We start from the raw sequence: 25,969 nt of genomic DNA, 5'->3' as shown, positions 1-25,969 counted from the left end.
GTCAGACTCCTAACTTCCATGAAAGGGTACGTAGCAGGTCGGCAAATACGCCCGCCGCCGTCACGTCGTTACCCGCGCCGTATCCGCGCAGAACCAACGGTAGCGGCTGATAATAGTGGCTGTAAAACGCCAACGCGTTTTCACCGTTTTTCACTTTGAACAGCGGATCGTTGCCGTCTACTGCTTCTATTTTTACGCGACAGACGCCATCCTCTTCAATATTGCCAACATAGCGTAATACTTTCCCCTCATCACGGGCTTTCGCCACACGCGCGGCAAAGGCGTCATCCAGCTGCGGCAATTTCGCCATAAACGCGGGAACATCACCGGAATCATCAAACTCTTTCGGCAGGACCGGCTCAATAACAATGTCAGAAAGCTCCAGCTCACGACCGGTTTCACGGGCCAGGATCAACAGCTTACGCGCCACGTCCGTACCGGATAGATCGTCACGTGGATCGGGTTCGGTATAGCCCAGCTCACGCGCCATGGTGGTGGCCTCGGAGAAGCTCATTCCTTCATCCAGCTTGCCGAAAATAAACGACAGCGAACCAGAAAGAATACCGGAGAAACGTTGCAGTTCATCGCCCGCGCTGAGCAGATTTTGCAGGTTCTCAATTACCGGCAAGCCCGCGCCTACGTTGGTGTCGTACAGGAATTTACGACGAGACTTCGCCGCTGCAAAACGCAGCTGATGGTAGTAATCCATCGACGACGTGTTGGCCTTTTTGTTCGGCGTGACCACATGGAAGCCTTCGCGCAGGAAATCCGCATACTGATCCGCGACCGCCTGACTTGAAGTACAGTCGACAATCACCGGATTGAGCAGATGATATTCTTTCACCAGACGAATTAAGCGCCCCAGGTTGAAAGGCTCTTTCGCGCTTTCCAGCTCCGACTGCCAGTTTTCCAGATTCAGACCATGGACGTTGGTCAGCAGGGCCTTCGAGTTCGCCACACCGCACACGCGCAGATCGATATGCTTCTTTTTAAGCCAGGTTTGCTGACGTTTAAGCTGCTCCAGCAGCGCACCGCCCACGCCGCCAACACCAATGACAAATACTTCAATCACCTGATCGGTGTTGAACAGCATCTGATGGGTCACACGCACGCCAGTGGTCGCGTCGTCGTTATTCACCACTACCGAAATGGAACGCTCAGACGAGCCCTGGGCGATTGCCACGATATTAATGTTCGCGCGAGCCAGCGCGGCAAAAAATTTCGCCGAGATGCCACGCAACGTGCGCATACCATCGCCAACGACCGAGATGATCGCCAGACGCTCAGTCACCGCCAGCGGCTCCAGCAAACCTTCTTTCAGTTCGAGATAGAATTCATCCTGCATGGCGCGCTGCGCACGCGCGCAGTCGCCCTGCGGGACGCAGAAGCTGATGCTGTATTCAGAAGAGGATTGGGTGATCAGCACCACCGAGATGCCTGCGCGCGACATCACGGCAAAAACTCGCGCCGCCATCCCCACCATGCCTTTCATCCCAGGGCCGGAGACGCTAAACATCGCCATGTTATTGAGGTTAGAAATCCCTTTTACCGGCAAATCGTCATCATCACTGCTGGCACCGATAAGCGTGCCGGGCGCTTGTGGATTGCCGGTATTTTTAATCAGGCACGGGATCTGGAACTGGGCAATAGGGGTAATGGTGCGCGGGTGCAGCACTTTAGCGCCGAAGTAAGAAAGCTCCATCGCTTCCTGATAAGACATCGACTTCAGCAGTCGGGCGTCGGGTACCTGGCGCGGATCGCAGGTATATACGCCATCGACATCGGTCCAGATCTCACAACAATCGGCGCGCAAACAGGCGGCCAGTACGGCGGCAGAGTAGTCAGAGCCATTACGCCCCAGCACCACTAACTCTCCTTTCTCATTCCCGGCGGTAAATCCTGCCATCAGAATCATATGGTCCGCAGGAATACGGCTGGCGGCTATGCGGCGCGTAGATTCGGCGATATCAACGGTAGATTCGAGGTAATGACCTACCGCCAGCAATTTCTCTACCGGGTCGATGACCGTCACGTTGTGCCCGCGCGCTTCCAGCAGGCCAGCCATGATGGCGATCGACATTTTTTCACCACGGCAAATAAGCGCAGCATTGATGCTGTCCGGGCACTGACCCAGCAGGCTGATACCGTGCAGGACGTGCTTAATCTGTGCAAACTCTTGTTCAACAAAGGCTTTGAGCGGAGCCTGCGGGAAACCCGGTTGCGCGGCGGCAAGACCCACCAACAGCTCAGAGAAAATGCGTTCGGCGTCGCTGATATTGGCTAAAGCATCCTGACCACCGATGGTCTTCTCAATCATCGCCACCAGATGGTTGGTAATTTTTGCGGGGGCAGAGAGAACGGTCGCGACCTGCCCCTGTCTGGCATTGCTTTCCAGAATATCGGCAACCCGCAGAAAGCGCTCTGCATTTGCCACTGATGTACCGCCGAACTTCAACACTCGCATGGTTTACCTCATTGCCTTTGGTCGAAAAAAAAGCCCGCACTGTTTAGGTGCGGGCTTTTTCTTGTGTTTCCTGTACGCGTCAGCCCGCACCGTTACCTGTGGTAATGGTGATGGTTGTGGTAATAGTGATGCTGATGCGTTTCATGATGTTGTGTGCTCTGTAATTATTTATTATCTGTCCTGTATTCTTTTAGGGTTAAAGTATCTGCTGACCTAAGTCAATAAATTTTTAAATTGGTCACATTCCGAAACTTGTTCACGAGCGACTGCTTGCCCTTTTAGTTTCGACCAATACAGTATGTCACCCCTACTTGAATCCAGAGCAAAACACCACGCAACAAATGTAGGTCGATATTTTATTTCGTGATGCTTTTTTCTATATCATGTAAAAAACGGTGCAACATTGCCGTATCTCGCTGCCCTAACAGACCCATTCGCTGTTGCAGCCAGTCCGTCAACTTGATGTCGTCAGAAACGTTCAGCGTGGCTAATAAACGCAAAACGCGCGCGCGCAATGCCTGTAGCTGAAGCTCATCCGTCACCTCAATGTTTTTGACGGGTTGTTGTATTAAACCTGCTAATTGATAGCAATACACCATCACCGCCTGCCCCAAATTGAGTGAAGGATAGTCAGCCACCATAGGTACACCGGTGAGTACATCCGCCAGGGCCAATTCTTCGTTGGTCAGCCCTGAATCTTCACGACCAAAAACCAGCGCGGCGTGATCCATCCACGTTGATTTTTCCTGCAGCAGAGGAACCAGTTCGACCGGCGTAGCGTAGTAATGGAACTTCGCCCGACTACGCGCAGTGGTCGCGACGGTAAAATCTACGTCGTGCAGCGCCTCCGCTAACGTTGAAAAAACGCTAATATTATCAATAATATCGCCAGAACCATGCGCGACCCATCGCGTGGCGGGTTCCAGGTGGGCTTCGCTGTCAACGATGCGTAATTGGGTGAACCCCATGGTCTTCATAGCGCGGGCAGCCGCACCAATATTTTCCGCTCTGGCGGGGGCAACCAGAATAATTGTTAAACGCATTTCGATACTCTTTTTGGCCAGTCTGCAAGGAATAATGTGACGTGCTTCAACATATTACGCAGTGCGAATTTACATATTTTTAACAGAAATCACTGAAAAAGCATTTCGCATCCATTAAAAAATGCTAAACTATTTCCCGGGTGTACTATTGCTTTTTATGTTAACAAAAGTTGCATATCCCTCTGTTTATCCATGATAATTTAATTTAAAATGGATCGCACCGGTTGGATTCATTACATTTATTAATTTGCTCGTGCAACTAGTTGTAATATTGCAATTTTGTGATGAAAGCAAACATTTGGATACGTTGATTTCATCAAACTGTTAACGTGCTACAATTGAACTTGATATATGTCAACGAAGCGTAGTTTTATTGGGTGTCCGGCATGTCTTAGCCTGTTATGTTGCTGTTAAAATGGTTAGGATGACAGCCGTTTTTGACACTGTCGGGTCCAGAGGGAAACTACCCACGACCAAGCTAATGATGTTGTTGACGTTGATGGAAAGTGCATCAAGAACGCAATTACGTACTTTAGTCATGTTACGCCGATCATGTTAATTTACGGCATGCATCAGGCAGGTCAGGGACTTTTGTACTTCCTGTTTCGATTTAGTTGGCAATTTAGGTAGCAAACATGCAGACCCCGCACATTCTTATCGTTGAAGACGAGTTAGTAACACGCAACACGTTGAAAAGCATTTTCGAAGCAGAAGGCTATGATGTATTCGAAGCGACAGATGGCGCGGAAATGCATCAGATTCTCTCTGAATATGATATCAACCTTGTGATTATGGATATCAATCTGCCTGGGAAAAATGGCCTGCTGTTAGCGCGCGAACTTCGCGAACAAGCTAACGTTGCGCTGATGTTCCTGACGGGCCGTGATAACGAAGTCGATAAAATTCTCGGCCTCGAAATCGGCGCAGACGATTACATCACCAAGCCGTTTAACCCGCGCGAACTGACTATCCGTGCTCGTAACCTGCTGTCCCGTACCATGAACCTGGGTACTGTCAGCGAAGAACGCCGTAGCGTCGAAAGCTACAAGTTCAATGGCTGGGAGCTGGACATCAACAGCCGCTCTCTGATTGGTCCTGACGGTGAGCAGTATAAACTGCCACGCAGCGAATTCCGCGCCATGCTTCACTTCTGTGAGAATCCGGGCAAAATCCAGTCTCGCGCAGAACTGTTGAAAAAAATGACCGGTCGCGAACTGAAGCCGCATGACCGTACCGTTGACGTGACGATCCGCCGCATTCGTAAACATTTCGAATCAACGCCGGATACGCCAGAAATCATCGCCACCATTCACGGTGAAGGCTACCGTTTCTGCGGCGACCTGCAGGATTAATTCAATCCTCACTGGTATAAAAACGGCGCTTTATGCGCCGTTTTTCATTTCCCTACCGCTCTATTTCCACAAGCGAAATTCGTCGCTCTGCGCAGGCTGAAGCTCTGGAAGTTCTGTAGATTTTGGCTTTGCTTTTGGCTGTGCCAGCGAGTGCCAGTCAAGATGACGCGTCAGGAACATGACCCCACAAAGCGCGAACAACAGCACGCCGGTTCCCAGCAGTAAAGAGCTATCCTGTGAACGTAGCAGCACCCACATCACACCATCCAGCCCCAGCAGCGCCACGGTGAACAAAATACTGTTCCGCCAGCCCTGCAATATCGCCTGCAGATACACACCGTTCATCAACGCCCCCACCAGACTTGCCGTTATCCACGCCGCCGTAAAACCAATGTGTTCCGACAGTGCCAGCAGCAGCAGATAAAACATTACCAGCGATAGCCCCACCAGCAGATACTGCATCGGGTGCAGGCGCAGATTGGTCATACTTTCAAGGACGAAGAAAGACATAAAGGTCAGCACAATCAGCAGGATGGCATACTTTGTTGCCCTGTCCGTTAACTGATACTGATCTGCAGGCGTGGCGACGGCGACGCTAAACGCTGGCATGCCCAGCCAACCAATCTTTTCGTCGTTAAAGCGCTCGCCGAGGTTGTTCGCAAACCAGCTGCTTTGCCACTGAGCCTTGAATCCTGATTCGCTAATTTCGCGCTTAGCCGGGAGAAAGTCCCCAAGAAAGTTGGGATGTGGCCAGTTGCTGGTTAAGGTCATTTCACTGTTACGTCCAACCGGAACGACGGAGAAATCGCCGGTTCCGCTCAAATTAAGCGACAACGCCATGCTCAGATTTTGCTCAGCCCAGCTCGCATCGGGTAGCGGAATGTGGATCCCCTGCGCACGTCCATCCAGCCCCGTCCCAGGCTCAACGGCCAGCGACGTTCCATTGACCTGCGGCGCTTTTACCACGCCAATCCCGCGCGCGTCCCCCACGCCAACCACAATAAACGGTTTGCCAATGCTGATATTAGGATGATTTAAATCACCCAACCGTTCGGCGTTAAACTCAGCCTTCACCGAAACATCATTGTGCCAGACCTGGCCCTCATAAATACCGATTTTACGCGCTTCAACGTTCTGATTCCCCTCAACTACCAACGATTCCGGCAGCCAGAAATGGATATAGCTACGCTTACGCTGGATTTCTTTGCCATCCTCCAGTGAGGTGTAAAGCTCCGTTAGCGGAATGGCTATCAACGGTCCTACCATCTTTTGCGGCCCGCTGGTGCTCTGTCGGATAGCATCTTCGACTTCATCACGGTAATCCGATCGCTCCACGATGATCTGCCTGACCATCGTCAGCGGAATTAACAGCAGCAGTATTGCGCCACCTAAGGTGACTATTTTCCAAAACAGGGGTGATTTAAACATAGCGTTCTCCTTTGCAATATCAGCAAGGTAGAACAGCTTTGTGCGGAGAATTTGAAGTTATGTGAAGTGAGCGTGAAGCGTAAACGAGGCATGTGCGCCGCCTTGTGGTCGGTTGCACAATGTCACCGTCCCCTCGTGCAGTCGCGCAACCTCACTGACAAACGCCAGCCCTAAACCGCTGCTCTTATGCCCATTTTCACGGGGCAGCGAATAGAAACGCTCAAAAATACGCGGCAACGCGAAGTCGGGGATCCCGCTGCCGCTGTCGATTATCTGCAACGTGACCAGTTCATCCTGCTGATGCGCGCTCAGCGTAATCGTCCCGTCCTGTGGCGTGAAGTCGATAGCGTTGTCGAGCAAATTCCCCAATGCCTGCTCCAGTAACGCAGGATCGGCGGCGACGCTAAGCGATGAAGGCATAATGGTAAGCGTGATGTTTTTTGCCGCCAGTTGCACGCTACGCGCCTCTTTGAGCTGAGCAAACAGCGCATCTACCGCCACTGGCGTCAACGTAATGTCCTGTCGATTCTCCAGCCGCGCCTGGCGTAACAGGGTTTCGACCAGCGCCTGCATGCGCGCATTTTGCGTCAGGATATTATCGGTAAAGCGCGCAACCACGTTCGGCGGCGGACCTTCGCGCAAAATCTCAGCCGCGCCGCGAATGGCCGCCAGCGGACTTTTCAGTTCATGCGTTAACGCATAAACATACTGCTCAATGTAGTTTTTGCCCTCCAGCTTCAGTCGCATACTTTCCAGCGCCTGCGCCAGTTTACGTAGCTCGCTGCTACCTAAATCAGGCAGTGGGACGGGGCGATTCTCGGTAACGGAGTCGGCATAGCGCGCCAGCCGGGCGATGGAGCGGTTTATCCACCATACCATCCCGATGCCAATCACTAAGGCAATGCCCAGCAATACGGCGCTGGCCCACAACATCCGCCGTTCACTGCGTTTAATCACCGGCGCCATCGCCGCATTCGGTTTACCGACGCTAAGCACTCCGATAATACGTCCGCCGTCTACGATCGGCGCGGCCACGTACATCACTGAACTTTCCGGATCGTTCGGGTTTTGCGGCGTACTGCGGGCGCCATATTGCCCACGCAGGGTTAACCACACGTCGTTCCAGCGAGAATAATCCTGACCGACAGCCTGGTTTGCGGAATCAAACAACACTTTACCCTGCGCGTCCGTCATGTAGACATGGTATTCATTACGGACTTTGTTAATGCCGCTGATATTGGCGCTGAATGGGCGGTTATGCAGTTGCGAAAATGCCTGCGCCAGCTTGCCGTTGGCGGGAGAGTCAGAGAGCAAGTCATCGCGCGCCAGCGCAGCCAGCAGCGTGGCGGTATCAATCAAAGTGCCTTCGGTTGCCCGGCGGACGCCTGGTTTAATTTCCTGTACAAAGATCGACAAAACGAACCAGGCGGCGACGGCAACAATCAGAAAATAGCCGAGCAACAAACGCATGCCAATGCGCATCAGACGCTCCTCAGGCTATATCCCATACCGCGATGCGTATTGATGGGGGAAAGCTCAGGGTTGATAGCCCGCAGCTTGGCGCGCAGCGTTTTAATGTGGGTATCGACCGTTCTGTCAAAGGTGTCCTGTGCATCGGCCCAGACTAAATCCATCAACTGCTGGCGTGAGTAAATGCGCCCCGGCGACAACAGCAGCGTTTTCAGCAACAGAAATTCATAGCGCGTCAGGTTTAACGGCTTGCCGAACCAGGTAATCTGCGCGGCCAGCTCATTAAGTTCAAAATCGCCGCAACGCGTCGTCGATGAAGGAGCAGAGAATTTCTGCACCCGCCGCAGCAGCGTACGCACGCGGGCGCACACCTCGCGCGGTGAGAAAGGCTTGGCAACATAGTCATCCGCACCAATTTCCAGCCCCAGTAGGCGATCCACCTCATCGCTACGCGCGGTCAGAAACAGGATCGGCAACGCTGGATGCCGCTCCAGCAGGCGTCGACACAGTTCAAAACCGCTGATATCCGGTAGTCCGACATCCAGAATGATCGCATCAGGACAACGCTGGCGAGATTTCTCCAGCGCAGGTAACCCGCGCTCAAACGCTTCCACGCTAAAACCTTCCTGCTGCAGCATGTAGATGAGCGTATCGGCAATGCCCTGCTCATCCTCAACCAACCAGATCAACGGTTGTTGCATTTTGCTTCCTTGTTATTCCCGCCACGGCATGATGGGCACCGCACTGATGGCATTTTTGGGCGATCCATCGACCACTTTATCTGAATAGGCCAGATAGGCCAGGGCATTACGTTTCGCGTCGTAAAAACGCACGACCTGTAAGGATTTAAACACCAGCGAGGTACGTTTTTTAAATACCACTTCGCCCTGCGCTTTGCCGTTCTTGATTCTGTCGCTCAGTTCTACCGGCCCCACCTGCTGACAGGAAATGGCGGCATCGGAGGTATCTTCCGCCAGCCCCAGCCCACCTTTGATGCCGCCGGTCTTCGCCCGGCTCACGTAGCAGGTCACGTTGGTAACATCAGGATCGTCAAACGCTTCGACCACAATTTTATGATCCGGCCCAAACATTTTGAACACCGTATCGACAGATCCAATCTGCTCCGCATGGGCGACCTGCGCCAGCATCAGCAGAATTGAGGAAATGATTAAGCTCTTATATTTCATATTGTTACCATTTTTAAAAGTTACTCTGTGTAATTATTCGACATTCTAAGATAAAACGTATACAGATCACAGGATTACAATAATCACGCTTTCGAATGATCGAAAAAAGCATTTATGAGCAAAAAAAACACTGAATGCTAAAACAGCAAAAAATGCTATTATCCTCATACCTGACGTCAGGTACTCGTTGTTGAAAGGATGAGGATATTTTATGGATCAGGCTGGCATTATTCGCGACCTATTAATCTGGCTGGAAGGTCATCTGGATCAGCCTTTGTCGCTTGACAATGTGGCGGCAAAAGCAGGCTATTCCAAGTGGCACCTGCAGAGAATGTTTAAGGACGTGACGGGCCATGCTATTGGCGCCTATATCCGCGCCCGTCGTTTATCGAAATCCGCAGTGGCGCTGCGCCTGACTGCACGCCCAATTCTGGATATTGCGCTGCAATATCGCTTTGACTCTCAACAAACCTTTACCCGCGCGTTCAAGAAACAGTTTTCCCAGACGCCTGCGCTGTATCGCCGTTCACCGGAATGGAGCGCGTTTGGTATTCGCCCGCCTATGCGACTGGGTGAATTTGCCATGCCTGCACACGAGTTTGTCACGCTGGAAGATACGCAACTGCTAGGCACCACGCAAAGCTATTCCTGCTCGCTGGAGCAGATTTCAGATTTCCGTCATGAAATGCGAATTCAGTTCTGGCGCGACTTCCTTAGCCAGGCTCCTGCGATCCCACCGGTGCTGTACGGGCTGAACGAAACGCGTCCGAGCATTGAAAAAGATGACGAGCAGGAAGTGTTTTACACCACAGCACTGACGCCGGAACAGGCCAATGGTTATGTGCCGTCGGCACAGCCTATCCTGCTACAGGGCGGCGAGTATGTGATGTTTACCTATGAAGGGCTGGGGACCGGTGTACAGGAGTTTATCCTGACGGTTTACGGCACATGCATGCCAATGCTGAACCTGACGCGCCGTAAAGGGCAGGATATCGAGCGATACTACCCGGCAGAAGATGCCAAAGCGGGAGATCGCCCGATCAACCTGCGCTGCGAATTCCTGATTCCGATTCGCCGCTAGCGCTGCAGTTCGTCTAACGCAGGGGCGTCCAGATGTGAGATGTCCCCTGCCGTTTCAACTACCCATCCCGGCGCAAGCCACAAACTTTCCTGGTAATCGACGCGAGAAATAGAACAGTTGCGCAAACGCAGGCGACGTTCAGCCCATGCCGGTAATCCCAGAATCGTACTCACCAGGCAACCCAGTGCAATACCGTGACTGACCAGCAGCGGACGACTCCCCGGCGGCAACTCCAGACAGGATGCCAGCGCCGCGTGGACGCGATCGCTCAGTTCCTGCATCGATTCCCCTTCAGGAATACGCCCCTCCACCGTACCGTTCACCAACTGGCGACGCCAGCCCTCTTCTTCCGACGTCAGCGTATCGATATGGCGTTGCTCCAGCACGCCCATATTCAGCTCGCGCAAACGTGAGTCATAGGTGATATCACAGCCACAGGCCTGGGCGATGATTTCTGCGGTGCGTCGTGTACGACCTAAATCGCTACTGATGACATGCGTAATACCAAACGTGCGGGCGCGTTCGCCCACCTGCATGGCTTGCTGTTCACCTTTAGCGGTCAGTGGGCTGTCTGACTGGCCTTGAATACGTCGCTCGGCGTTCCACTGCGTTTCGCCATGGCGAACAAGGTATACCTGTAACATGCTTTTTTTCCGTTATACTGCGATGCGATGAATTTTCAAACTGAGCTTAATTATGCACAAGGTTATCTCTGCGACCACCAATCCTGCCAAAATTCAGGCAATTCTGCGGGCATTTGAAGAGATTTTCGGGGAAGGATCCTGCCATATTGAACCCGTCGCCGTCGAGAGTGGCGTTCCGGAACAACCTTTCGGAAACCAGGAAACGCGCACTGGCGCACGAAATCGCGTTGATAATGCGCGCCGTCTGCACCCGCAGGCTGATTTCTGGGTCGCTATTGAAGCGGGAATTGACGACGATGCGACCTTCAGTTGGGTGGTGATTGATAATGGCGTCCAGCGCGGCGAAGCCCGTTCAGCCACGCTGCCATTGCCAGCTGTCATTCTCGACAGAGTCCGTCAGGGCGAAGCGCTCGGTCCGGTGATGTCGGACTACACGGGTATTGATGAGATTGGCCGTAAAGAGGGCGCTATCGGCGTCTTTACCGCGGGCAAGCTGACGCGCTCAAGCGTATACCACCAGGCGGTGATTCTGGCGCTCAGCCCGTTTCATAACGCAGTGTATTTATAGCGTTGTGCCGGATGGCGGCTTCGCCTTATCCGGCCACAACCGCGCCACATCCTTAGGCCTGATAAGCGAAGTGCCATCAGGCATTTTTTAGCAGCACCTGCTCCAGCCAATGACGCAGATCCACCGGTGCGGATTTGAGGCTGTTCGACCCCCGTGTAATGGTGGCGATCCCCGCCCCGAGCTCGTTTTTAAGCTCGCGCTGACTCATCTCGCCGCGCAGCAGCTCTTCAATGATACGCACGCGCGTGCCCAGCGCTTCGCGCTCATCCGGCGTTAACATCAAATTGAGCAGGGGCAGGTGTAAGTCTTGTTCATAGGCGTGTTTAAGCAGATCGACAAAACGTAACCACTCCTGGTGACGCTGTTCTGCCATCTCTGCCGAATAGGGTGATTGCTGAGTCATAAGTTATCGCCATCGTTGCGGGGGAAGCGTGCTTGCTTCCCCCTTTTGTACTCTTTAACGAGTACGATAGCATAACACAACCGACACGATCAGTAACGACGTTGCCATTCTGCGTCGCTCATCAACTCCGGCTTATCACCAAGGAAATAGCGATAGTACGCATCGTAAGCCAGCACGTTCTTCACGTAGCCACGCGTCTCAGAGAATGGAATGCTTTCGACAAACGCGACAGCATCAATACGACCCGCGCTATTGCCAAGCCAGGTGCGAACGCGCCCCGGTCCAGCGTTATAGGCCGCCGACGCAAAAATGCGGTTATTGCCGAATTGCTGATAGACATACTGTAAATAGCTGGTACCAATGTTGATGTTGGTATCAGGATCCAATAGTTGGCTCGGGCTGCTGTAACCTGGAATCGAGAACATTTTCACCGTATGCGTCGCCGTGCCCGGCATAATCTGCATCAGCCCGCTGGCACCAACCGGCGATTTTACTTTCGGGTTCCAGGCGCTTTCCTGACGCGCTATCGCCATCGCATAGCTTGGCGGAATATCCTTACCGCTGGTGTAGCGTGTAAACAGATCCTTGTAGGCCAGTGGGAAACGCTCTTCCAGATGATCCCACAGCTTACCGGCGATCGTCGCTTGTACGCTCAGATCCCACCAGTGATTATTGAACGCGTAACGCGCCAGCTGAGCCTGCTCAGACTTCGTGCGACTGGTGACCAGATTCGCCCATTCACTGCGCGCGGTATTGTCCAGGTTCCAGTACATTAGCTCGCGCACACGTGCCATTTCCGGTCCCTGAGTCAGCGCAGAGTCAACGTTTGCCGGGGCTTTATCCACTTTCAGCTCGTACTCTTCACCCAGACGCTGTGCCGCCACCATCGGATAGAAACCGCGCTGCTGCATGAGCTGGTGCAGGATCTCTTTGGCTTCCGCCTCGCGCCCGCGCTCAAGCAGCAGATCCGCCTGCCAGTAACGCCACTCATCTTTCTCTTTTGCTTCCATTGGCAGACGCGCCAGCCAGGTATTCAGACCACGACGATCGCCGGTTCCCAGCGCCATGCGCACACGGCGCTCCACAAGCGAGGTGGAATTCGAGCGCATAATGGCGTCATCGCGCCATTTGGCCTGCTCATCGGTAACGTCATTACCCATCAGACGCCAGGCGACGATGTCGCGCAGCTCCTGGGTTTGCTCGTCATTCAGCTGTTGCGCCTGCGCCAGAGACGGGATCATCAGGCGGGCATTTTCCGCGTCCTGACGCGCCACGCTGGAAAAAGCCACCGCCGCCATCTGTCGGGTGAAATCCGTCGCGCCAGTGGTGCGTGCAAAGGTCATCACCGAATTCGGATCGTTGGCCAGCGCGATGATCGCCGAAGCGATAGTTTGGTATTGCGCGGGCATTTGTCCAGCCAACGCCGTGACCAGACCGGTATTCCCGGCTTTCATCGCCAGACGAATACGCTCCAGATACGCCAGCGGATCCTGAGTTCCTGAGGCGCGCCATACGCCGAATAATTTGTCACAGGCGTTCGGCTGGCTTTTCCCGCTCAACCACAGTTCTTTCGCGCCCTGCCAGGCCTCTTCGGTTTGCCCGGTGCTCCATTTCGCAAAGTAATAGTTGCATTGCGCTTCCGTGGTACCCGGTTTTTCTGGGCTGAACGCCAGTAGTCCACGCCAGTCCTCCCGTCGCGCCAGTTCATTCACGAAACGTGATTGCAGAGTACGCGCGGGGGGCAGTGTCGGGTTGGCGCGCACAAAATTGGTAACGGTAATGGTGGGCTGATTCATCAGATCGTCAGTAATCTGACGATATTCCAGATAAGGATACAGAGGATAATTCTTCAGGCCGGGCATCATCTGCTCTACGACATCCATCTGTCGGTTATCCCAGGCCTGTTTAATTTGCGCATAGCGACTGCGCTGCTCATCCAGGGAATCGGCTCGCGCCACTTGACTGACCGTCAGCAGACATACGCTGGCCGCCAGCAGGCGCCAGGTAAATTGATTGGCTTTGTCCACAAGCTCTTCCTCTTCTCATGTTACGTCTGTGCAGCATCATGCCGCTTAATTAGTTCATGCTAACCAGACATTGCAGAATGCGCCACGTCACGGACACTTTTTTACTTTTGTTGCGAGTGAGATCTGCTGGCTGGGATTGGGCAATGAAAAAGGCTACACTTCGCCTTTGATAACTATTTACCAATAATTAGCCCTGAATAATTCAAGTTGCAGCAAGGCGGCGAGGGAGTAAATCCCCTGAGCGTACATAGTGCGTGACTGGGGGGAACGACAAATCTGTCAGGAACAGATTTGAACGCTGCGGAGCAGCGGCCCGCAAGGGCGAGGCTCATGGATGAGCCGAGTAACTCACAGCCAACGCATCTGCGGCTTGAAGTATGACGGGATAAATAAAGAGGCGAGTCCAACGTGGCCCAATTTGTTTATACCATGCATCGTGTCGGCAAAGTCGTTCCGCCGAAACGTCATATTCTTAAAAACATCTCACTGAGCTTCTTCCCTGGCGCCAAAATCGGTGTACTTGGTCTGAACGGCGCGGGTAAATCGACCCTGCTGCGCATCATGGCCGGCATTGATACCGATATCGAAGGTGAAGCTCGCCCACAGCCTGGCATTAAAATCGGTTACCTGCCGCAGGAACCGAAACTAAACCCGGAACATACCGTTCGTGAATCCGTGGAAGAAGCGGTTGCCGAAGTGGTTAACGCGCTGAAAGGTCTGGATGAAGTGTACGCAAAGTACGCCGAGCCGGACGCCGACTTCGATAAACTCGCTGCGCAACAGGGCAAGTTTGAAGAGATCATTCAGGCGCACGACGGTCATAACCTGAACGTGCAGCTTGAGCGTGCCGCTGACGCCCTGCGTCTGCCGGACTGGGACGCTAAAATTGAGAATCTCTCCGGTGGTGAACGCCGCCGCGTCGCGCTGTGCCGCCTGCTGCTGGAAAAACCAGACATGCTGCTGCTCGACGAACCGACTAACCACCTGGACGCCGAATCCGTTGCGTGGCTGGAACGCTTCCTGCACGACTTCGAAGGCACCGTGGTGGCGATTACCCACGACCGTTACTTCCTCGACAACGTTGCGGGCTGGATTTGGAGCTTGACCGCGGCGAAGGTATTCCATGGGAAGGCAACTACTCCTCCTGGCTGGAGCAGAAAGATCAGCGTCTGGCGCAGGAAGCATCTCAGGAAGCGGCTCGCCGTAAATCCATTGAGAAAGAGCTGGAGTGGGTGCGTCAGGGCGCTAAAGGCCGTCAGTCTAAGGGTAAAGCCCGTCTGGCACGCTTTGAAGAGCTGAACAACACCGAATACCAGAAGCGTAACGAAACCAACGAACTGTTTATCCCACCAGGAGCACGTCTGGGTGATAAAGTCGTTGAAGTCACCAATCTGCGTAAATCCTACGGCGATCGCGTTCTGATTGACGACCTGAGCTTCTCCGTACCGAAAGGCGCCATCGTCGGCATCATCGGTCCGAACGGCGCGGGTAAATCTACCCTGTTCCGTATGATGTCCGGTCAGGAACAGCCAGACAGCGGCACCATCACGCTGGGTGAAACCGTCAAGCTAGCTTCCGTTGACCAGTTCCGTGACGCCATGGACAACAGCAAAACCGTGTGGGAAGAAGTTTCCGGCGGGCTGGATATCATGAAGATCGGCAACACCGAGATGCCAAGCCGCGCCTACGTAGGCCGCTTCAACTTTAAAGGTGTTGATCAGGGTAAACGCGTAGGCGAACTCTCCGGCGGTGAGCGCGGTCGTCTGCACCTGGCGAAGCTGCTGCAGGTTGGCGGCAACATGCTGCTGCTTGATGAACCAACCAACGACCTGGATATCGAAACCCTGCGCGCGCTGGAAAACGCCCTGCTGGAGTTCCCGGGCTGCGCGATGGTCATCTCGCACGACCGTTGGTTCCTCGACCGTATCGCGACCTTCATCCTGGATTACCAGGATGAAGGTAAGGTTGAGTTCTTCGAAGGTAACTTTACCGAATACGAAGAGTACAAGAAACGCACGCTGGGCGCAGATGCGCTGGAGCCGAAGCGTATTAAGTACAAGCGTATTTCTAAGTAATTACCGTTAAGCGCCGGATGGCGGCGTTACGCCTCATCCGGCCTACGAGGTGAGTGCGACTTGTAGGCCGGATAAGCGCAACGCCATCCGGCATTTACGCTATCTCTGCTCGCCCATCAACTCTTTCACCAACTCCACGCAGCGCAAAAATCGACCGTCATAGTCGGGCTCCTGAACGTGCACAAAATTGATATTGTTTTCCTGCAGCATCTCGACCAGCAGCGACTGAAACGCTTTTCTGTCAACCGAACTGCCGAGACTGCGTAAGCCATCCGCCACCCATGGAGTATTGTTCTCCAGCAGGATCACCAGGTCAAAGCGATACTCGTCAATCAGGGCCTGCACAAACGGGTGTTCACGCCCTTCATACTTTTTGCAGAAAGCCTGAGTGGTAACGAAATCGGTGTCGATAAACGCCACTTTATTGGCATACTTGACAGCAAAATCAATGTATTGGGCTTGTCCCAGGGCGATTTTATCGTAGTCGGAATACTGCAACGCCATCTCATCACCGCCCAAATGGGAGAAGACGTAATCACGCCCATATTCCCACGCACTGGTAGTGTTAAAGATATTGGCGAGCTTGTTCACCAGCGTCGATTTTCCGCTCGACTCTCCGCCGAGGATCGCCACAGTGCGCACGAAAAACGGCTTCACTTCTGTAGGAATATACTCCCAGTAGCGAAACGGGTTCTCACGGATTTGCCCGCCGCTGATGTTCATAAACGTTCGTTTGGGATCTACCAGCACGGTTTCGATCCCCAGATGTTCCAGATACTGCGGGGCATCTGACTCTTCAGAGGTGTAAATCCAGTTAGGCTGGATCCCTTTCTCCTGCATAAACGTTTTGATCCCGTTGCTCCACACATCCCAACCGTGTGGATACGGCTCCATACCCTCTTCGTTGAAGGCATGAATACGGATATTTTTCTGATACTTAAAGGTTTGCAGCAGCCAGCGTAGACGATCGGGCACCGTGGGCTGTTGCGACATAGCGCTGTCTTCAAACAGGCTGCGATCGCGCGTGTCGTCATATCCCATGATGATATGCAGTTCATCGACCTGACTACACGCGCGCTGGATAAGATAGATATGGCCGGTATGCAGCGGATAAAACTTACCGAATACCACACCGATATTCTTCTGCTGGCGCGGAAACTCCAGCCCGAGAAACCGGTGCAACGCCTCCAGCTTTTGCGCGCTGGGGCTTTTAATTTTGGCATTCAGCAGTTGACTTAAATATCCCTTGGTCATGCCACTGGCATCTGCCACCTGTTGCAGGGTACAGCCCTTTTGCTTAATGGCAGTTTTCAGATAATCAAATGACACAAGAGCCTCCTGCTGTAAAAATAAACGTAATACCCAATACCGCCGGAAAGACGGCGGGTATTTTATTATAGGTCGTCAAACACGCTTAAAGCATCCGTAAGCTTCTTAACGCCAAAGACCTGCATCCCTTCCGGCACTTTTTTCGGCACGTTGGCGGCAGGAACAATCGCCCGACGAAAGCCGTGCTTCGCCGCTTCGGAAATACGCTCCTGGCCGCTGGGTACCGGACGGATTTCGCCCGCCAGTCCCACTTCGCCAAAGACCACTAAGTCCTGCGGCAGCGGTCGGTCGCGCAGGCTGGAAACCATTGCCAGTAGCAGTGCCAGATCGGCGCTGGTTTCGGTAACCTTCACGCCGCCAACCACGTTGACGAACACGTCCTGATCCGCCATCTGCAAGCCGCCGTGACGATGCAGCACGGCCAGCAGAATCGCCAGACGGTTCTGCTCCAGACCAACCGCCACACGACGCGGATTCGCCATCATCGAATGGTCGACCAGCGCCTGAATCTCCACCAGCAACGGGCGCGTGCCTTCCCAGACCACCATCACCGAACTGCCGGAGGTGACTTCATCGCCACGGCTTAAGAAGATAGCGGAAGGGTTGCTAACTTCACGCAGTCCCTGTTCGGTCATGGCAAAGACGCCCAGCTCATTCACCGCGCCAAAGCGGTTTTTATGGCTACGCAGAGTACGGAAACGAGAATCGGCGTCGCCGTCGAGCAGCACCGAGCAGTCAATACAGTGCTCCAGCACCTTTGGACCGGCCAGGGAGCCGTCTTTGGTGACGTGGCCGACCATGACAATCGCCACGCCGCGCGTTTTGGCAAAGCGGGTCAGGTAAGCCGCGGTTTCGCGCACCTGTGCCACGCTGCCCGGCGAAGACTGAATGTCCGCCATGTGCATCACCTGAATGGAGTCGATAACCATCAGCCTCGGCTGTTCTTCTTCGGCAATCAGGCAAATTTGTTCGATACTGGTTTCCGACAGCATATTCAGATTCGCCGTCGGCAGACCGAGTCGATGCGCGCGCATCGCCACCTGTTGCAAAGACTCTTCGCCGGTGACGTACAAGGTTTTCATCTGCTCAGCGAGCTTGCACAGCGTTTGCAGCAGCAGCGTTGATTTCCCTGCGCCGGGGTTACCGCCAATCAGGATGGCGCTGCCGGGCACCACACCGCCGCCCAGCACGCGGTCAAACTCTTTAAATCCGGTGGAAAAACGCGGCAACTCTTCAAGGCTGATATCAGACAGCTTCTGCACTTTTGCGATGCCCGCATTCCCGGCATAGCCGCTGAGCCGCTCGTTACGCGCCACCGTTGGTGACGCGGCAAGGCGTACCTCGGTAATGGTGTTCCAGGCCTGACAGGCGCTGCATTGCCCTTGCCAGCGCGGGTAATCGGCCCCGCATTCGTTACAAACAAAGGCGCGTTTTGGAGCTTTGGCCACGTTTTACCTCTTTCGTTAGCGCGTTTACCGGACAGCGTGGGCGCTTATCCGGCCTACGGTCACTTTGCCATCAGGCAATTAAATCATTTCTGGTTCATGCTGCCAGAGAGAATGCAGAACACGCCCATCAGGTCAGCGTGACGGATCGTAATCTCCGTCTTTTCATTCACTTTGGGTTTGGCATGATACGCTATACCCAGTCCAGCCGTTTTGATCATCGGCAGATCGTTGGCGCCATCGCCGATCGCCACCGTCTGCGCCATCGGGATCTCATACTCCTGCGCCAGGCGGGTCAGGGTGTTGGCTTTGTACTGCGCATCGACGATATCGCCGATCACGTTGCCGGTGAATTTACCGTCCATGATCTCCAGCTCGTTTGCCACAGCCGCCGTCAGACGTAGTTTGTTACGCAAATAATCGGCAAAGAAGGTAAAACCGCCGGAGGCAATTGCCACTTTCCAGCCGAGCGTTTCCAGTTTTAACACCAGCTGAGTCAGGCCAGGCATCAGTGGTAGCGTTTCGCGCACCTGGTGCAAAATATTGGCATCAGCGCCCTTCAACGTCGCCACGCGGCTGCGCAAGCTGGCGGTAAAGTCCAGCTCGCCGCGCATCGCGCGTTCGGTGACTTCCGCAACCATTTCGCCGGTTCCCGCCAGTTTGGCAATTTCATCGATACACTCGATCTGGATAGCCGTTGAATCCATGTCCATCACCAGCAAACCCGGCGTGCGCAAATGCGGAATTTTACCCAGTGGCGCAACATCCAGTTTGGCATCATGCGCCAGTTTTGCCGCACGCGGCGTTAACGAGCCCGCCAGACGAATCACCTGATAATCCTCAACGCACCACGCCGCCACGATCACCATCGCCGCACCCAGTTTGCTCTGGTATTGCGTTAACCGTTGTTTATCCAGCCCACGACCGTACAGCAGCCAGCCACTGCGGCCCGCGTGGTAATCCAGCGGCATGACTTCATCACCGCTTAAAGAGAGAGGCAGACCTGGCCACAGAGAAACATCTTCAGGTAGATCGCACCAGGTAATGTTAGGCATTAAAGCTCCTGTAAAATCGTTCGGGTCGGAATCATCAGGGGAAAATAACGCATGAGGCTACCCTGTAACCAGCGCTTCTGGCAACATTAAGTCTCAAATTTTCAGCAGGTGGAATATGGCTCGCACAAAACTGAAATTCCGACTTCATCGTGCAGTGATTGTATTGTCCTGCCTTGCGCTGCTCGTTGCTCTGATGCAGGGCGCGTCCTGGTTTAGTCAAAGCCACCAACAGCAGCGTAATCCGCAGCTCGAAGAGCTGGCGCGCACGCTGGCTCGCCAGGTCTCCTTGAACGTCGCCCCGCTGATGCGTACCGAAACGCCGGATGAAAAGCGCATTAAAGCGGTACTCTCGCAGCTCACGGAAAGTAGCCGTATTCTGGATGCGGGGGTCTACGATGAACAGGGAGACCTGATTACACGCACCGGTGAGAGCGTCAACGTTCGAGACCGACTGGCGTTGGACGGCAAAAAAGCCGGGGGCTATTTTAACCAGCAGATTGTCGAGCCCATTCAGGGAAGTAATGGTCCGCTGGGCTATCTACGCCTGACGCTGGATACCCACACGCTCGCCACCGAAGCCAAGCAGGTGGATAACACCACCAACATCTTACGCCTAATGCTGCTTCTGTCACTGGCAATTGGCGTGGTGCTCACCCGTACCTTATTGCAAGGCAAGCGCACCCGCTGGCAGCAATCCCCTTTCCTGCTGACCGCCAACAAACCGGTACAGGAAGAAGATAACGAGAAGAAAGAGTAATAACAGAAAGGAAATCGACCATGACGACACTACGCCTGCTTATCTCAGACTCTTACGATCCGTGGTTTAACCTCGCGGTCGAAGAGTGCATTTTTCGCCAGATGCCCGCCACGCAGCGCGTCCTGTTCTTGTGGCGTAACGCCGATACGGTGGTGATTGGCCGGGCGCAAAACCCGTGGAAAGAGTGTAATACCCGCCGTATGGAAGAAGATAACGTGCGGCTCGCCCGTCGCAGCAGCGGCGGCGGCGCGGTGTTCCATGACTTAGGCAATACCTGCTTTACCTTTATGGCCGGTAAACCGGAGTACGACAAAACCATCTCTACCGCTATTGTCCTCCATGCCCTGAACGCGCTGGGCGTAGACGCCGACGCCTCCGGGCGTAACGATCTGGTCGTGAAAACGCCAGACGGCGATCGCAAAGTTTCCGGCTCTGCTTATCGGGAAACGAAAGACCGCGGATTCCACCACGGCACGCTGTTGTTGAACGCCGATCTCAGCCGCCTGGCAAACTATCTCAATCCGGATAAAAAGAAACTCGCCGCCAAAGGCATCACCTCGGTTCGCTCACGCGTAGCGAATCTAACGGAGCTATTGCCGGGCATCACCCATCAACAGGTCTGTCAGGCCATCACGGAAGCCTTTTTTGCCCACTACGACGAACGTGTCGAAGCGGAAATTATCTCGCCGGACAAAACCCCGGATCTGCCGAACTTTGCCGAAACCTTTGCCCGTCAGAGCAGTTGGGAGTGGAATTTTGGTCAGGCGCCCGCGTTCTCGCATCTTCTGGACGAGCGTTTCACCTGGGGCGGCGTTGAGCTGCATTTCGACGTGGAAAAAGGTCATATCACCCGTACGCAGGTCTTTACCGACAGCCTCAATCCCGCGCCGTTAGAAGCGCTGGCGGGTCGTCTGCAGGGGTGTTTGTACCGTGCGGATATGCTGCAACAGGAGTGCGAAGCGCTGCTGGTTGATTTCCCACAGCAGGAGAAAGAGTTACGCGAGCTGTCAGCGTGGATTGCCAGTGCAGTGAGCTAAACGCTGGCCTGAAAATGCCGGATGGCGGTCCGGCATACATCGATTGTATGCCCGGTAAGCGCAGCGCTACCGGGCATCACAACACTTACTCTTTATCGCCCAGCAGAACGGATTCCAGTGCGATTTTGATCATGTCGTTGAAGGTCGTCTGACGTTCAGCGGCAGTGGTCTGCTCGTGAGTACGGATATGGTCGGACACGGTGCAGATGGTCAGCGCTTTCGCACCAAACTCAGCCGCAACGCCGTAGATACCCGCCGCTTCCATTTCCACGCCCAGCACGCCGTATTTTTCCATTACGTCGAACATTTCGCCGTCCGGAGAGTAGAACAGGTCAGCGGAGAACAGGTTGCCCACGCGCGCGTCTACGCCCAGCGCTTTTGCCGCATCAACTGCATTACGCACCATGTCGAAGTCAGCGATAGCTGCGAAGTCATGATCTTTAAAACGGATACGGTTTACTTTGGAGTCGGTGCAGGCGCCCATACCGATAACCACGTCACGCAGTTTAACGTCCATACGCACAGCGCCGCAGGAGCCTACGCGAATGATTTTCTTCACGCCAAAATCGGTGATCAGCTCTTTGGTGTAGATAGAGCAGGACGGGATACCCATCCCGTGACCCATAACGGAGATCTTACGGCCTTTGTAAGTACCGGTGAAACCTAACATGCCGCGAACGTTGTTCACTTCACGAACATCTTCGAGGAAAGTTTCAGCAATATGCTTTGCGCGCAGCGGGTCGCCCGGCATCAATACGACGTCAGCGAAATCACCCATTTCTGCATTAATATGTGGAGTTGCCATCTTCAGTTCCCTTTTGATTTATTGTTTTTGTCGAGGGGGTAGCAATGCCTTACCCAACCGACAAAACGAATTCAAATACCCTAAGGATTTCGCGTTGTAGGAAGGCGACGAATTCGGAACCCCCGGGAGCATAGATTACCTATGTGACCGGGGCGAGCGAATGAAGTCAACGCATCTACAGCGCGAAAGACAACGGGTATCACAGCATGTTTTTACCGTAGTCCATCGGCGATGTACCAAAGTAGCTCGCCAGCGTCTGGCCAATATCCGCGAAAGTTTCACGGTGGCCTAAAGAACCTGGTTTCACTTTCGGGCCGTAAACCAGCACCGGAATGTGCTCACGGGTGTGGTCAGTGCCGGTCCAGCTCGGGTCACAGCCGTGGTCAGCGGTCAGGATCAGAATGTCATCTTCACCCACCAGTTCCATCAGTTCAGGTAAACGGCGGTCGAACAGTTCCAGACCTGCAGCGTAACCAGCGATATCGCGACGATGTCCCCAGGAAGAGTCGAAATCAACGAAGTTAGTGAAGACGATGGTCTTATCACCCGCTTCTTTCATCTCTTTGATGGTGGCGTCGAACAGCGCGTCCAGGCCGGTAGCTTTCACTTTTTTGGTGATGCCGCAGTTAGCGTAAATATCCGCGATTTTACCGACGGAAACCACGTGACCGTCTTTCTCGTCGACCAGTTTCTGCAGCACAGTCGGTGCTGGCGGCTCAACGGCCAGATCGTGACGGTTACCGGTACGCTGGAAATTACCCGCTTTATCACCGATAAACGGACGCGCGATAACACGACCGATGTTGTAACCACCTTCGGTCAGTTCTTCACGAGCGATTTCACACAGTTCGTAGAGTTTATCCAGGCCAAAAGTCTCTTCGTGACAGGCAATCTGGAACACGGAGTCTGCGGAAGTATAGAAAATCGGCTTGCCGGTTTTCATATGCTCTTCACCCAGTTGATCCAGGATCACGGTACCGGAAGAGTGGCAGTTGCCGAGGTAGCCCGGCAGGTTGGCACGTTTGACCAGTTTATCCAGCAGTTCCTGCGGGAAGCTGTTGTCATGATCGGAGAAATAACCCCAGTCAAACAGAACCGGAACACCCGCGATTTCCCAGTGGCCAGACGGCGTGTCTTTCCCGGAAGAGAGTTCATGCGCCCAGGCGTAGGCACCAATCACTTCCGCGTTACCGTCCATACCAGCAGCAATTTTACCGGTAGAACCTTCGTGAGCTTTCACCAGGCCCAGACGGGTCAGGTTAGGCAGATTCAGTGGACCTTTGCGACCCTTGTCAGCTTCGCCTTTCGCACAGGCTTCTGCAATGTGTCCCATAGTGTCTGAGCCTACGTCGCCAAAGCGATCCGCATCTTCAGTCGCACCAATACCAAAGGAGTCCAGCACCATAATAAATGCACGTTTCATCTTGTTCTCCAACATCTGCGCCGCAAAAAAGCGATCAGATCAGTATACAGTTATTCGGTAATACGACGATAGACTGTCGGTGTAATTTCTGGCGCTTTATCGTCAAGGCTAATTGCCGCTTTGACCGCTTTCGCCGCTTCCTGCCAGCTGGCTTCGTCTTTGGCGTGGATCACCGCCAGCGGACGCTGTCCGTCTACGCTGTCGCCCAGACGCGCCATGTCGCTAAAGCCAACGCTGTAATCAATGGTATCCGAAGCCTGACGACGACCGCCGCCCATGGAAACAACCGCCATTCCCAGCGCACGGGTATCCATAGCGCTGACAAAACCTTCGGTATCAGCATATACCGCTTTGCTGAGCATTGCCGTCGGCAGGTACTTCGCATAATTTTCGACGAAATCGGTCGGGCCTTTCTGCGCCGCAACCATGCGACCAAAAATCTCTGCCGCTTTGCCGTTATCCAGCACCGCCTGCAATTTCGCACGGGCTTCGGCATCGTCTTTCGCCAGATTGCCGGAGATCAGCATTTCCACGCACAGCGCCATCGTGACGTCTAACAGACGTGGATTGCGGTATTCACCTGTCAGGAACTGCACCGCTTCGCGGACTTCTACCGCGTTACCTGCGCTGGATGCCAGTACCTGGTTCATATCGGTTAACAGCGCGGTGGTACGTACACCCGCCCCGTTCGCCACGCCGACAATCGCTTCGGCAAGCGCTTCAGAAAGCTCATAGGTCGGCATAAAGGCGCCGCTGCCTACTTTCACATCCATCACCAGCGCATCCAGCCCTTCCGCCAGCTTTTTCGCCAGGATAGAGCCGGTAATCAGCGGGATGGAATCCACCGTCGCGGTAATATCGCGGGTGGCATAAAAACGTTTATCCGCCGGTGCGAGCGAGCTGGTTTGCCCAATAATCGCCACACCCACGTCTTTAATAATTTCACGGAAACGCGCGTCGTCCGGGAAGATGTCAAACCCTGGGATGGCTTCCAGTTTATCGAGCGTACCGCCGGTATGCCCCAGACCACGCCCGGAGATCATCGGAATATAGCCGCCACATGCAGCGACCATCGGGCCTAACATCAGTGACGTTACGTCACCCACGCCGCCGGTAGAGTGTTTATCCACAATCGGGCCGTTCAGCTGCAGGCTTTTCCAGTCCAGCACGGTTCCTGAATCACGCATTGCCATGGTCAGCGAAACACGCTCAGGCATTGTCATATCGTGGAAGAAAATGGTCATCGCCAGGGCGGCGATTTGCCCTTCAGAGATGGTGTTGTCGCGAATCCCATTGATAAAGAAACGAATCTCTTCATCGCTCAGCGCATGACCATCACGTTTTTTACGAATAATTTCTTGTGCGAGAAACATGGTAACCCCCGATAAATCAGGTTAAATGCAGCGGAAAACCCACTGCAATGAATGATTACTCTAAACAATTCGAGTCGCAGGAAGCGGCAAGGAAGCTCATCCCCAGGCGCTTACTACAGTAAGTGACTGGGGTGAGGGAGTGCAGCTAACGCACCTGCGGCTTGCAGTATGACGAGTAATTAGTAGCTGCTTGCGCTCTTACCATCGCCGTGACCCAGCGCTTTCAGCAGGCTCGCCAGCAGGCTGGATGCCCCAAAACGATAGTGACGGGAATCGGCCCAGTCAGCGCCAAACAGTTCGTCAGCAATCGCCAGGAACTGCTGTGCATCTTCTGCGGTACGCACGCCGCCTGCCGGTTTGAAACCTACAGTTTTAGAAACGCCCATGTCGCGGATCACTTCCATCATGATGCGTGCGCTTTCCGGCGTCGCATTTACCGGCACTTTACCGGTAGAGGTTTTGATGAAATCAGCACCCGCTTTGATGGAGATTTCAGACGCTTTACGGATAAGACTCTCTTCTTTCAGCTCACCGGTTTCGATGATCACTTTCAGCAGCACGTTTGCCGCCGCACACGCATCTTTACATGCTTTAACCAGATCAAAACCAACCTGCTCGTTACCGGCGATCAGGGCACGGTAAGGGAACACCACGTCAACTTCATCCGCGCCGTAGGCAATCGCCGCGCGGGTTTCAGCCAGCGCAATCTCGATGTCGTCGTTGCCGTGCGGGAAGTTGGTCACGGTTGCAATACGGATGTCCGGAGTGCCTTGCTCTTTCAGCGTTTTACGCGCGATAGGGATGAAACGCGGATAGATGCAAATAGCGGCAGTGTTGCCTACCGGGGTCTTCGCCTGATGACACAGCGCGATCACTTTTTCATTGGTGTCGTCGTCATTCAGGGTGGTTAGGTCCATCAGTTTCAGTGCACGCAGGCTGCTTGCTGTTAAATCGGTCATAACATTCTCCAACGGCATCGCCGTATAAAATTTCACCTTGCGAG

23 protein-coding genes, 1 pseudogene and 1 other annotated feature are annotated in these 25,969 nt (G+C 53.9%); of the genes and pseudogenes, 6 read left to right on the top strand and 18 right to left on the bottom strand.

Features of this window, described 5'->3' with window-relative positions; all coding sequences use genetic code 11:
• Position 1: 1 nt before the first annotated feature.
• From thrA to yjjY, 4 genes are all read right to left on the bottom strand, one after another.
• Entirely contained in the window at positions 2–2,464 is a 2,463-nt protein-coding gene (gene thrA / locus B9P82_RS11380) for a bifunctional aspartate kinase/homoserine dehydrogenase I (RefSeq protein ID WP_101700356.1), read from the bottom strand.
• 23 nt (positions 2,465–2,487) lie between these two features.
• Positions 2,488–2,614: a sequence feature (Thr leader region), on the bottom strand.
• The gene (gene thrL / locus B9P82_RS11375) at positions 2,544–2,609 is read right to left on the bottom strand and encodes a thr operon leader peptide (RefSeq protein ID WP_032337689.1); all 66 of its coding nucleotides are present in this window, start codon (positions 2,607–2,609) and stop codon (positions 2,544–2,546) included. (Overlaps the previous feature by 66 nt.)
• A 206-nt stretch (positions 2,615–2,820) precedes the next feature.
• A complete protein-coding gene (locus B9P82_RS11370; protein WP_016155643.1) occupies positions 2,821–3,507 on the bottom strand; it encodes a tRNA/rRNA methyltransferase in 687 nt (228 codons plus the stop codon).
• 399 nt (positions 3,508–3,906) lie between these two features.
• A complete protein-coding gene (yjjY, locus tag B9P82_RS11360; RefSeq protein WP_042998021.1) occupies positions 3,907–4,047 on the bottom strand; it encodes a YjjY family protein in 141 nt (46 codons plus the stop codon).
• Positions 4,048–4,142: 95 nt separating this feature from the next.
• On the opposite strand from yjjY, the gene arcA reads away from it, so the two are divergent.
• Positions 4,143–4,859, top strand: coding sequence for a two-component system response regulator ArcA (gene arcA, locus B9P82_RS11355; protein WP_001194359.1), 717 nt, complete (start codon positions 4,143–4,145; stop codon positions 4,857–4,859).
• A 60-nt stretch (positions 4,860–4,919) separates the two neighbouring features.
• Here the strand turns inward: arcA and creD are convergent, their stop codons facing one another.
• Genes creD through creA form a run of 4 tightly spaced genes read right to left on the bottom strand, consistent with a single transcriptional unit; the run spans position 4,920 to position 8,944 of the window.
• Positions 4,920–6,287 carry a cell envelope integrity protein CreD gene (gene creD, locus B9P82_RS11350; RefSeq protein ID WP_046275505.1) on the bottom strand — a complete coding sequence of 456 codons (1,368 nt, stop codon included), beginning with the start codon at positions 6,285–6,287 and terminating at the stop codon, positions 4,920–4,922.
• Positions 6,288–6,344: 57 nt separating this feature from the next.
• The gene (creC, locus tag B9P82_RS11345) at positions 6,345–7,769 is read right to left on the bottom strand and encodes a two-component system sensor histidine kinase CreC (protein WP_101700355.1); all 1,425 of its coding nucleotides are present in this window, start codon (positions 7,767–7,769) and stop codon (positions 6,345–6,347) included.
• Positions 7,769–8,458, bottom strand: a complete 690-nt coding sequence (gene creB / locus B9P82_RS11340; RefSeq protein ID WP_016151622.1) for a two-component system response regulator CreB — start codon at positions 8,456–8,458, stop codon at positions 7,769–7,771. Before creB ends, creC begins: the two co-directional genes overlap by 1 nt.
• A gap of 12 nt (positions 8,459–8,470) precedes the next feature.
• Positions 8,471–8,944, bottom strand: a complete 474-nt coding sequence (gene creA, locus B9P82_RS11335; RefSeq protein ID WP_016151621.1) for a protein CreA — start codon at positions 8,942–8,944, stop codon at positions 8,471–8,473.
• Between the two features lie 211 nt (positions 8,945–9,155).
• Between creA and robA the strand changes: the two genes are divergently transcribed.
• Positions 9,156–10,025 (top strand): MDR efflux pump AcrAB transcriptional activator RobA, encoded by an 870-nt coding sequence (robA, locus tag B9P82_RS11330; protein ID WP_003837295.1) that lies wholly within the window; start codon positions 9,156–9,158, stop codon positions 10,023–10,025.
• On the opposite strand, the gene gpmB is transcribed toward robA, so the two are convergent.
• Positions 10,022–10,669: a 2,3-diphosphoglycerate-dependent phosphoglycerate mutase GpmB gene (gene gpmB, locus B9P82_RS11325; RefSeq protein WP_016151619.1), complete on the bottom strand. Its 648-nt coding sequence runs from the start codon at positions 10,667–10,669 to the stop codon at positions 10,022–10,024. The two genes, robA and gpmB, sit on opposite strands and share 4 nt — an antisense overlap.
• 52 nt (positions 10,670–10,721) lie before the next feature.
• On the opposite strand from gpmB, the gene yjjX reads away from it, so the two are divergent.
• The gene (gene yjjX, locus B9P82_RS11320) at positions 10,722–11,237 is read left to right on the top strand and encodes an inosine/xanthosine triphosphatase (protein WP_016151618.1); all 516 of its coding nucleotides are present in this window, start codon (positions 10,722–10,724) and stop codon (positions 11,235–11,237) included.
• A 76-nt stretch (positions 11,238–11,313) separates the two neighbouring features.
• On the opposite strand, the gene trpR is transcribed toward yjjX, so the two are convergent.
• Entirely contained in the window at positions 11,314–11,640 is a 327-nt protein-coding gene (trpR, locus tag B9P82_RS11315; protein WP_019078321.1) for a trp operon repressor, read from the bottom strand.
• Positions 11,641–11,729: 89 nt separating this feature from the next.
• The gene (sltY, locus tag B9P82_RS11310; protein ID WP_047358370.1) at positions 11,730–13,667 is read right to left on the bottom strand and encodes a murein transglycosylase; all 1,938 of its coding nucleotides are present in this window, start codon (positions 13,665–13,667) and stop codon (positions 11,730–11,732) included.
• A gap of 408 nt (positions 13,668–14,075) precedes the next feature.
• On the opposite strand from sltY, the pseudogene ettA reads away from it, so the two are divergent.
• Positions 14,076–15,742, top strand: a pseudogene (gene ettA, locus B9P82_RS11305) (energy-dependent translational throttle protein EttA).
• 99 nt (positions 15,743–15,841) lie between these two features.
• On the opposite strand, the gene nadR reads toward ettA, so the two are convergent.
• The 3 genes from nadR to serB form a co-directional block, all read right to left on the bottom strand.
• Positions 15,842–17,071, bottom strand: a complete 1,230-nt coding sequence (nadR, locus tag B9P82_RS11300; protein ID WP_016151614.1) for a multifunctional transcriptional regulator/nicotinamide-nucleotide adenylyltransferase/ribosylnicotinamide kinase NadR — start codon at positions 17,069–17,071, stop codon at positions 15,842–15,844.
• A 65-nt stretch (positions 17,072–17,136) separates the two neighbouring features.
• The gene (gene radA, locus B9P82_RS11295) at positions 17,137–18,519 is read right to left on the bottom strand and encodes a DNA repair protein RadA (protein ID WP_016151613.1); all 1,383 of its coding nucleotides are present in this window, start codon (positions 18,517–18,519) and stop codon (positions 17,137–17,139) included.
• A gap of 83 nt (positions 18,520–18,602) precedes the next feature.
• The gene (serB, locus tag B9P82_RS11290; protein ID WP_003829946.1) at positions 18,603–19,571 is read right to left on the bottom strand and encodes a phosphoserine phosphatase; all 969 of its coding nucleotides are present in this window, start codon (positions 19,569–19,571) and stop codon (positions 18,603–18,605) included.
• A 115-nt stretch (positions 19,572–19,686) separates the two neighbouring features.
• Between serB and B9P82_RS11280 the strand changes: the two genes are divergently transcribed.
• Entirely contained in the window at positions 19,687–20,328 is a 642-nt protein-coding gene (locus tag B9P82_RS11280) for a YtjB family periplasmic protein (protein ID WP_101700354.1), read from the top strand.
• A gap of 20 nt (positions 20,329–20,348) precedes the next feature.
• Positions 20,349–21,365 (top strand): lipoate--protein ligase LplA, encoded by a 1,017-nt coding sequence (gene lplA / locus B9P82_RS11275; RefSeq protein ID WP_101700353.1) that lies wholly within the window; start codon positions 20,349–20,351, stop codon positions 21,363–21,365.
• A gap of 85 nt (positions 21,366–21,450) precedes the next feature.
• On the opposite strand, the gene deoD is transcribed toward lplA, so the two are convergent.
• The 4 genes from deoD to deoC form a co-directional block, all read right to left on the bottom strand.
• Positions 21,451–22,170: a purine-nucleoside phosphorylase gene (gene deoD / locus B9P82_RS11270; RefSeq protein ID WP_000224864.1), complete on the bottom strand. Its 720-nt coding sequence runs from the start codon at positions 22,168–22,170 to the stop codon at positions 21,451–21,453.
• A gap of 199 nt (positions 22,171–22,369) precedes the next feature.
• Positions 22,370–23,593, bottom strand: a complete 1,224-nt coding sequence (deoB, locus tag B9P82_RS11265) for a phosphopentomutase (RefSeq protein ID WP_016151610.1) — start codon at positions 23,591–23,593, stop codon at positions 22,370–22,372.
• A gap of 50 nt (positions 23,594–23,643) precedes the next feature.
• A complete protein-coding gene (deoA, locus tag B9P82_RS11260) occupies positions 23,644–24,966 on the bottom strand; it encodes a thymidine phosphorylase (RefSeq protein ID WP_016151609.1) in 1,323 nt (440 codons plus the stop codon).
• 179 nt (positions 24,967–25,145) lie between these two features.
• The gene (deoC, locus tag B9P82_RS11255) at positions 25,146–25,925 is read right to left on the bottom strand and encodes a deoxyribose-phosphate aldolase (protein ID WP_016155634.1); all 780 of its coding nucleotides are present in this window, start codon (positions 25,923–25,925) and stop codon (positions 25,146–25,148) included.
• Positions 25,926–25,969 lie beyond the last annotated feature (44 nt).

Source organism: Citrobacter sp. L55, from assembly GCF_002850715.1.
GTDB classification, from domain to species: Bacteria; Pseudomonadota; Gammaproteobacteria; order Enterobacterales; family Enterobacteriaceae; genus Citrobacter; species Citrobacter braakii.
Note: the sequence above shows the minus strand (reverse complement) of the source record. Positions and strands in the feature narration are given on the sequence as shown.

Bases quoted from the DNA above. Each gene is read 5' to 3' on its own strand.
- thrA (WP_101700356.1), bottom strand. From the start codon at position 2,464: ATGCGAGTGTTGAAGTTCGGCGGTACATCAGTGGCAAATGCAGAGCGC.
- B9P82_RS11370 (WP_016155643.1), bottom strand. From the start codon at position 3,507: ATGCGTTTAACAATTATTCTGGTTGCCCCCGCCAGAGCGGAAAATATT.
- yjjY (WP_042998021.1), bottom strand. From the start codon at position 4,047: ATGACTAAAGTACGTAATTGCGTTCTTGATGCACTTTCCATCAACGTC.
- arcA (WP_001194359.1), top strand. From the start codon at position 4,143: ATGCAGACCCCGCACATTCTTATCGTTGAAGACGAGTTAGTAACACGC.
- creD (WP_046275505.1), bottom strand. From the start codon at position 6,287: ATGTTTAAATCACCCCTGTTTTGGAAAATAGTCACCTTAGGTGGCGCA.
- creC (WP_101700355.1), bottom strand. From the start codon at position 7,769: ATGCGCATTGGCATGCGTTTGTTGCTCGGCTATTTTCTGATTGTTGCC.
- creB (WP_016151622.1), bottom strand. From the start codon at position 8,458: ATGCAACAACCGTTGATCTGGTTGGTTGAGGATGAGCAGGGCATTGCC.
- creA (WP_016151621.1), bottom strand. From the start codon at position 8,944: ATGAAATATAAGAGCTTAATCATTTCCTCAATTCTGCTGATGCTGGCG.
- robA (WP_003837295.1), top strand. From the start codon at position 9,156: ATGGATCAGGCTGGCATTATTCGCGACCTATTAATCTGGCTGGAAGGT.
- gpmB (WP_016151619.1), bottom strand. From the start codon at position 10,669: ATGTTACAGGTATACCTTGTTCGCCATGGCGAAACGCAGTGGAACGCC.
- yjjX (WP_016151618.1), top strand. From the start codon at position 10,722: ATGCACAAGGTTATCTCTGCGACCACCAATCCTGCCAAAATTCAGGCA.
- trpR (WP_019078321.1), bottom strand. From the start codon at position 11,640: ATGACTCAGCAATCACCCTATTCGGCAGAGATGGCAGAACAGCGTCAC.
- serB (WP_003829946.1), bottom strand. From the start codon at position 19,571: ATGCCTAACATTACCTGGTGCGATCTACCTGAAGATGTTTCTCTGTGG.
- B9P82_RS11280 (WP_101700354.1), top strand. From the start codon at position 19,687: ATGGCTCGCACAAAACTGAAATTCCGACTTCATCGTGCAGTGATTGTA.
- lplA (WP_101700353.1), top strand. From the start codon at position 20,349: ATGACGACACTACGCCTGCTTATCTCAGACTCTTACGATCCGTGGTTT.
- deoD (WP_000224864.1), bottom strand. From the start codon at position 22,170: ATGGCAACTCCACATATTAATGCAGAAATGGGTGATTTCGCTGACGTC.
- deoB (WP_016151610.1), bottom strand. From the start codon at position 23,593: ATGAAACGTGCATTTATTATGGTGCTGGACTCCTTTGGTATTGGTGCG.
- deoA (WP_016151609.1), bottom strand. From the start codon at position 24,966: ATGTTTCTCGCACAAGAAATTATTCGTAAAAAACGTGATGGTCATGCG.
- deoC (WP_016155634.1), bottom strand. From the start codon at position 25,925: ATGACCGATTTAACAGCAAGCAGCCTGCGTGCACTGAAACTGATGGAC.